The 7,499-nt window shown below is 66.2% G+C and carries 4 protein-coding genes; all 4 read right to left on the reverse strand.

The genetic code is table 11. The features are described from left to right. Positions 1-15: 15 nt before the first annotated feature. Positions 16-1,299 (reverse strand): condensation domain-containing protein, encoded by a 1,284-nt coding sequence (locus tag ACK6AU_RS21215; protein ID WP_409301181.1) that lies wholly within the window; start codon positions 1,297-1,299, stop codon positions 16-18. Between the two features lie 3 nt (positions 1,300-1,302). Then, entirely contained in the window at positions 1,303-3,060 is a 1,758-nt protein-coding gene (locus ACK6AU_RS21220; protein WP_409301183.1) for a non-ribosomal peptide synthetase, read from the reverse strand. A gap of 61 nt (positions 3,061-3,121) precedes the next feature. Then, positions 3,122-4,075: a 2,3-diaminopropionate biosynthesis protein SbnA gene (gene sbnA, locus ACK6AU_RS21225; RefSeq protein ID WP_185699093.1), complete on the reverse strand. Its 954-nt coding sequence runs from the start codon at positions 4,073-4,075 to the stop codon at positions 3,122-3,124. Beyond that, a partial coding sequence (locus ACK6AU_RS21230) for a condensation domain-containing protein (protein WP_409301185.1) occupies positions 4,041-7,499 on the reverse strand: 3,459 nt, incomplete at its 5' end. The genes sbnA and ACK6AU_RS21230, both read right to left, overlap by 35 nt.

Raw genomic sequence — 7,499 nt, forward strand, 5'->3', positions numbered from 1 at the left:
CCTTCCGTGGAGGGTTTACTGGAGAGTGAGATGATTCAGGGCGCCTGCAACGGCAGGCGCCTGCCGTTCCGACAGGACGAACCGTTCCAGGGTCTCGTCGAGCAGGCGCTTGAGTTGCCCCATGTGCTCGGCGCTGATCCTGTCGGCCTGGTACTGAAGCTTGATGAACGAATGACCGGTCGCGGCAGGCACCCATAGGAACAGGGGCCAGGGCTGGAAGTCCGGCAATTGGACCTGGGACACGGCGACGTTCTCAAGATCCCAGCCCTCGAACGGGCTTTCGGCGCCGATGTGGATGGGCAGACCCTGTTTGAGGCTGGACTCGGCCAGGATCTCGCCGATGTTCAGGCCGACGTTCTCGAAGGTTCCGTAGAGCGCGTCCGCCACCTCCAGGACGTGCGCGTCCGGCGTCACTTCAGGGGCGACGCGAAGTCGCAGGGGGATCCGCGCAGACAGGTAGGACACGACGGTTTCCGTGCCCTCCGTCCAGCGGGGCGTCACGTTGGTCTGGATCACCAGGTCAGCGGTTGCGCAAAAGCGGGCCAAGGCGATGGACGCCACGGCGGTGTAGACCACGAACGGCGTGACATCCAACCGCTGGCAAAGCCGGTCGAGCGCCTCGCGGACCTCGTCCCGGGGCGTGATCACATCGAACGTCGATTTCCCTTGTTCGCCCAGGCCATCGACGAGGCCAGGAATCACGGGGATCGCCGCCCCCTCGAGGCTCTCGCGCCAGAACTGCGCCTGCAGGCGGCGCTCATCGGCCCCCAGGGGCGCCGCCAGCGTTTCGTGATCGAACGTCAAGGGAGAGAGCAGCGGCCCGCTGCCTCCGGATTCAGCCCGGGCGTAGGCGCGGGCCAGGTCATCCAGGATCACCTCGAGCGACCAGGAGTCGACCACGACATGGTGGATGATCAACGCGAACAGGTACCTGCCTTGGCCGACCGGCTTCAGGTAGGCCCTGAACGGGATGTCGACGCTCAGGTCGAACGGTATCCGGCACAAGGCTTCGATGCTGGCCTCGGTCTGCGCCAGGTCGAACGGTGCGTCCCCCACCTGCAGGACACCGCTCACATCCGACTGGGGAAAGCGGCGCACCCCCGCTTGCGTTTCGAGGAAAACCGACTTCAGCTGTTCATGACGATTCACCACCGCGTCGATCGCCCGGCCGAACCGCGGGACATCCAGCTCCCCGTCCAGGACAAAGCCGATGCTCACGCAAGCGGCTTGCGGAAGGTCGTAGGCGCTTGAAGCGCTCCAGTAATACCGTTGGTACGGGTTCAGCCCTTTTCCAGGCATCCTTCAATCCTCCATCAGGCAAGCCATTTGCGACAACGTCGGCGCACTGAACAGGCGCTTCAGTGGTACCTGGAAACCGCTGCGTTTCATGAGCGCGACAAGCCGCATGGCCAGCAACGAGTTGCCGCCGAGGGCAAAGAAATTCGCGTCGCGGTCTTCGACCGGGCGCCCGAGGATCTGGCTCCAGAGCAAGGCCAGGGCCTCTTCACGGCCGTTCATGGGCGCCGCAGGGGCACCGGCCTGCTCGGCCTTGAGTCGCTCAAGCAGCGCCGTCCGGTCGACCTTGCCCGCCGGGCTGCGAGGCAATGCGTCGAGGGCGAGAAAGCGGGCGGGCATGAAGTACTGGGGCAGGTTCCGGGCAATCCTGTCCCGCAAGGCCGCCTCGACCGCAGCGGCGTCGGCCCCGCCCGCTGGCACGAAGAACAGCGCGAGGCTCACCGGTGCGCCGCTGCCGCCAGCGTTGCAGGCGTGACAAGCGTCGACCTGCGCCGAAGCCATAGCGCACGCTTCGATTTCGGCGAGTTCGATCCTGTTGCCGTTGACCTTGATCAGATCGTCCCTGCGTCCCTCGAACAGAATGTCGCCCTGGCGGTCGAGCCTGGCATAGTCCCCCGTCCGGAAGACACGTGCGTGCCCCCCGTCCCCGCCGCCGACGAACCGGGCGGCGGTCAGATCCGCCAACCCCAGATAACCGTCGGCGACGCTCACGCCCGAGATGCAGATCTCGCCCACTTCATCGACGCCCACCGGCTCCATCCGCTCGTTCAGCACACGCACCGTCACATTGGCGAGCGCCCGGCCGATGTTCGCGGGCGAGGTGTCGGCGCCACACAGCTTCACCGTGGCCGCGACCGTGGCCTCGGAGGGCCCGTAGGCGTTGAGCAGCCGGGTTTTGCCGGACCAAGTGGCGATCACGTCCTGGCTGCACCGCTCACCCGCGACCACCAGCGTCGACAGGCTGAGCGCAAGGTCGGGCGGCAGCAACGACACCAGCGAAGGCGGCAACGTGGCGACATCGATCCGGCGGTGGCACAGCAGTTCCTGGAGCCGGTCGAAATCCTTGAGCTCCTCGTCCGCGACCGCCACCAGGCAACCGCCCGCGTGCAGCGTCATCACGGTCTCGGCGATGATCGCGTCGAAGCAGACAGGGGAAAACATCAGCACCCGACTGCCCGGCCCGATGCCGTAGGTCACCGAATGACGGGCCAGGTTGCCGATGCCGCGGTGGGGCACCAGAACGCCCTTGGGCTGGCCGGTAGAGCCGGAGGTAAAGATGATGTAGGCGAGCGAGCTGGAAGCGATGTCCGGCCCCACGAATCCTTCGACCGGCGAGTCCGGCACGGCGTCCAGGCTCATCACCCTCGGCGCGCCATGGGCGGCGTGCTCCGCCGGGTCTTGGGCGTCCGCCACCAGGACCAGGCCGGGCCGGGCCATCCCGAACTGCATGGACAGCCGTGCGGGCGGAGCGTCCGGCTCGAACAGGAAAAAGGCCGCCCCGCTTTTCATGACCCCCAACATCGCGACCAGCAGGTCCTTGCCCCGTGCGATACCGATGGCGACCACCTCGCCTGGGCCCAGGCCGTTCCGGGCCAGGCAGCCAGCGACCTGATCGCTTTGCGAATCGATTTGCCCGTAGCTGTAAAGGGTGCCGTCGCTTTCGATGGCCGGCGCGTCGCGGTAGTCACGGCTGGACTGGCGCCACAGTTCGAGAAAGAGTCGGGGCTCGGCGACGCCGTCGGGAGGGAGCTGAAGTTCTGGCAAGATGGGATCCTTCCATTCAGGAAATTGAGCAGGGGGTACGGCCGGCGTCCTCAAGGCGGCGTCAGCCGACCAGGGCATGCTGGTACAGCCGGTCGCCGAAGTTGGCGTCACACCATTTGTCCGAGTAGATCGTCTCCAGGTAGCGCTCACCCATGTCCGGGCTAATGACGACCACTTCCTCACCCGCCGGAATCTGCGCGCCCAAGCGCTTGACCGCCGCCAGCACGGTTCCGGTGGAGCCGCCGAGCAGCAGGCCATAGTCCTGCGCGACGCTGCGGCACATGCGGATCGTTTCGACTTCATCGACGAACTCGATGTGCTCGATCAGCCCGCGGTCCAGGATCTCCGGGCGCCGGCTGGTGCCCAGCCCGGGGATCAGGCGTTTTTGCGGCACATCCTGAAAGTTGATCGAACCGACGGTATCGACGGCGACGAGCTTCACGCCGGGCGCCTTGTCCCGCAGGTAGCGCGCGCACCCGGTCAGCGTTCCGGTCGTGCCCGCCCCCACGAAGAGCCACTTGCAGTCCGGGCGCGACTGCAACACTTCGGGGGCGGTGAGGTTGTAATGGGCCAGCGGATTGGCCGGGTTCGCGTACTGGTTGGTCCAGAAGTACGCCGGATCCTTCCGGATCATGTCCTTGATCAGGGCGATCCGCGCCCCGAGGAAACCGCCGTTGCCGTCACGGGTGTCGCAGACGATCACCTGTGCGCCATACGCCCGCATCAGATTGACGCTCACCTGATTGACATTGGGATCCGTCACGCAGGTGAACGGGTAGCCGCGCTGCGCACAGATGATCGCCAGCGCGATGCCCAGATTCCCCGAACTGGACTCGATGACCTTTCTCCCCGGCGAAAGAAACCCCAGCCTTTCGCTTTCCTCGATCAAGGACACCGCCGTCTTGAGCTTTATGGAGCCTGCCGGATTCAGTCCTTCGATCTTCAGGTAGACCGGTACGTCGCCGATGAAGCGTTCCAACTTATGACACTGATTCGCACCGTAAACTTGCATCATGCTCCAGGTATCCATTTCCAAGAGAAGACAGTCGGTCGGCTTCAAGAACAATCCTTTCCTGAAGATCGGCCATTTGCGCAACGCAAAATCTTTCGCGGTCGAAGTTGAGTTCGATCAGGACGTCGTCCGAAGGGATCACGCCCAGCACCAGAGGAAACTCAGAGCGCTCGACCCATTCCAGACGGTTCACCCGGTAGCGCTCGCCCGCCGGCAGGTTGTCCTGAAGCTCGAAGTTCTCGATCACCAGGACCGTATTGAAGAGTTCCTCCTCCTGAGTCAGGCCAGCCGCTGCCTTGAAGTGGCTCATGGAGACATGCCCCTCTTCCTGCAAGGCGGCGTTGCTGCGCTGCAGCCCGCGAATGCCCGCTCCGGACAGCGGCGCGGCGACATCGACCTTGCAGGGCACGACCGATGTCATGAGCCCGATGATCTGTTCGGCGCCCTCAAGGTCAGCGGGCCTGCCGGATATCGCCCAGCCGAAGACCGGCGTGAGGTTGCCCGTGCCCTGTGCGAGAACCTGTGCCCAGATCCACTGGAAGGCGACGGCGACGGTCACTCCGTGCTCCGTGCAGAAACCTTCGATGCGACGCGACAGGTCGCGCCCTAGCGTGAAGCGGTGGACGTGACGGGCGTCGTGCCCGGCAGGCCGGTAGGCGACCGGGCTCGAGTAGAGGCAGGGCCTGACGCCCGTCAGGTAGCCCTTCCAGAAGGGGCGGTGTTCCCGGGGGCCTTGTCGGGTCAGCCATTGGATGTAGTCGCGGTAGACGCGGCCAAAGGCCGGCTCAGGGCGGTCGCCCCTGACCAGCTGATCGTAAGCGCCAAAAAGCTCTTTGATGACTCTGGCCACGCACCAGCCGTCCATCAGGATGTGGTGGTAGGTCCAGATCAGCCTGTGGGCCTGCCCTCCGTCGGACAGCAATGCGAAGCGCGTCAGCGCCGGCGTCCCGAGATCGAAGCCGTGCGAGCGCTCGCTGGCCATCAGGCGTTCGAGCGCCGCAGGGTCGGTGCTGCCCGCCACGATGGACCAGACGCTCCTGTCGCTCTGCAAAACGTACTGCACCGGTCCGGCGACCGCGTCCCAGTAGAAGCCGCTGCGAAGGATCGGATGACGCCCGGCCACCACCCGCCACGCCGCTTCCAGCAGCGCCGGGTCGATCTCACCGGCGATGTCCAGGACGTATTGCAGGATGTAGACATCGTCGTCACTGACCAGGTGCTGGAACAGGATTCCCTTTTGGCTGGCGGACAAGGGGTAGATCTCCGTCGGCACCGCCCCCGCCGTGTCGATCAGCCCCTTGAGTTCGTCCGCCGTCAGGTCGGCATCGGGATAGTCGGACGGCGCGCGCACCATGACGCCCGAGCGACAGTGGTCGATGAGTGCGTTCAGCGCGGCGCAATAGCGCTGGACGAACGCCTGCGCCTCGCCGGACGACACGACCCCCTCGTCGAAGTGCCAATCGGTCTCCAGGCGCCCCTGGACGATCCGCGCTTCGATTTCCAGTGCATGCTGGCGCCTGTTGCGCGGATCGACCGACGCTTGGTCGATGAGGCTCAGGATCGCGGCCGACGGCATCGACACGTCCGGGTCGTCGAAGGACACGTTGTCCCATTGCCCCAGGTAGTTGAACTGCACCATGGGCTCCACGGGAGGAATGACCGCGGCTTCCTTGCGCAGGTAACGCAGCATCCCGTAGCCGATGCCCCGTTGCGGAATCTGCGCCAGCGTGCGCTTGGTTTGCTGGATCAGGCTGGCCGGGCCGTCCTGGGGATCATGCAGGCAGACGGGAAACACCGACGTGAACCATCCCACCGTACGGGAGATGTCGACGCCCTCCAGGACACCCTCGCGTCCATGCCCTTCGAGGTTGATCGCCAGGTCGGCCTTGCCCCGCCAGCCGGAGAAGGCCCGCACCAGCGCCGAAACCAGAATGTCGTTGATGCGGGTGTCGTAGGCCGCCGGCACATCCCGCAGCAATGCGCTGGTGGCCTCGAGGCTCAGCCCGCCCGATACCGTGCGGATGCGTCCGCAGGCTTGCCGGTGCGGCTCGAAAGGCATCGACGCCGGAATGGCGCCGACCACCGACGACCAGTAGGCGGTCTGCGCCAGGATTTCATCGCTCAAGGACTGCCCCTCGCCCGCCAGCTGCTGCGCCCAATGGCGCATCGGTGTGGCTTGCGCAGGGACGTTGCCGCCCGCGCAGACGTGCAGGATGTCCTCGACCAGGATGCGCAGGGACACGGCATCCACGACAAGGTGGTGGGCCAGCACCACCAGGAGGTCGGCGGCGCCCTCCGGCGTGCGGAACAGCACGGTACGGAACAGGTCGCCCGCGGCCAGGTCCAGGCTTGCCATGGTGCGGTTCAAGGTCTCCCGGATCACGTCCTGCGATCGCTCGACCCCATCGTCCAGCGTCACCGCCGTGCAGCAGGCCGGCACATGGACAGGAGACTCGGGAATCGTCTGCGCATAGCCATCGGCGGCGTTGAACCGCGCGCCCAGGACCGGATAGCGTTCCAGCACCGTCCGGGTCGCCGAGGCCAGGTCATCCATCCGCAGCGACCGACGGATCTCGATGGCGGTGCCCAGGCACCAGTGATCGGCGTTGGCCCAAACCTGCTCGGCGAACCATCGCTGCACAGGCACCAGAGCGGTTGGCCCGGTCGGCGCATGGCGCGTCGCGTCGTGGCGGCCGTCCAGGCAACGGACGGCGTGGGCGATGTCGGCGAGCGACCGGCTGGCGAAGATCCGGTCAAGGTCGACCACCAACGCCTCCCGCCTCAGCCGCGCAATCAACTGGAGGGCACTGATCGAGTCGCCGCCGCGGGAGAAAAAGTTGTGGTGCAGCGCCAGGCTGCCATCCCCCAGGATGTCGCTCACGGCGGCGAGCACCGTCTCGTCGAAAGAGCTGCGCACACGCTCGGGCTCGGGCTGCGCCCCGGCAACGGACGGCGCGCCGACGCTGGCCGGCTGGCCCTTCCAACCCTGCCAACGCTCCAGCGGTTCGTCGGCATGGCAGAGGTAGGCGAGCGCGCTGAGGAACTGTTCGGACAATTCCGCGGCCCGCGCCTCCGACACCCGCTCAGGGTCCCGGATGAAATCCACGGTGATTCCGTCGGCGCTGCCGAGCACCTCGACCGCGAACGGGAACTCGGTGAGGTCCGTCACGTGGGTGAGTTCCACCCGGGCCACGCCGGTGCCGGCACCTTCGAGCGCCGTCCAGTCCGCCAGGGTCTCGACGTTCAACGCCGTATCGAACGCCTCGTGGCCCAGGCGCGCCCGGGTGCCGGCAAGCACCTCGCTCATCGACGCCGACTCGAACCGCAGCAGCCGGGCGATGCGTCGGGCGACCTGCTGCAGGTTGGCTTCAGGCCGCCCGGACGGATGCAGCGTGACCGGCCGCGGCAGGGTATCGGCGTACATGGC

It is taken from the genome of Pseudomonas sp. KCJK8993, from assembly GCF_046230915.1.
In the GTDB taxonomy this organism is placed as follows: Bacteria; Pseudomonadota; Gammaproteobacteria; order Pseudomonadales; family Pseudomonadaceae; genus Aquipseudomonas; species Aquipseudomonas piscis.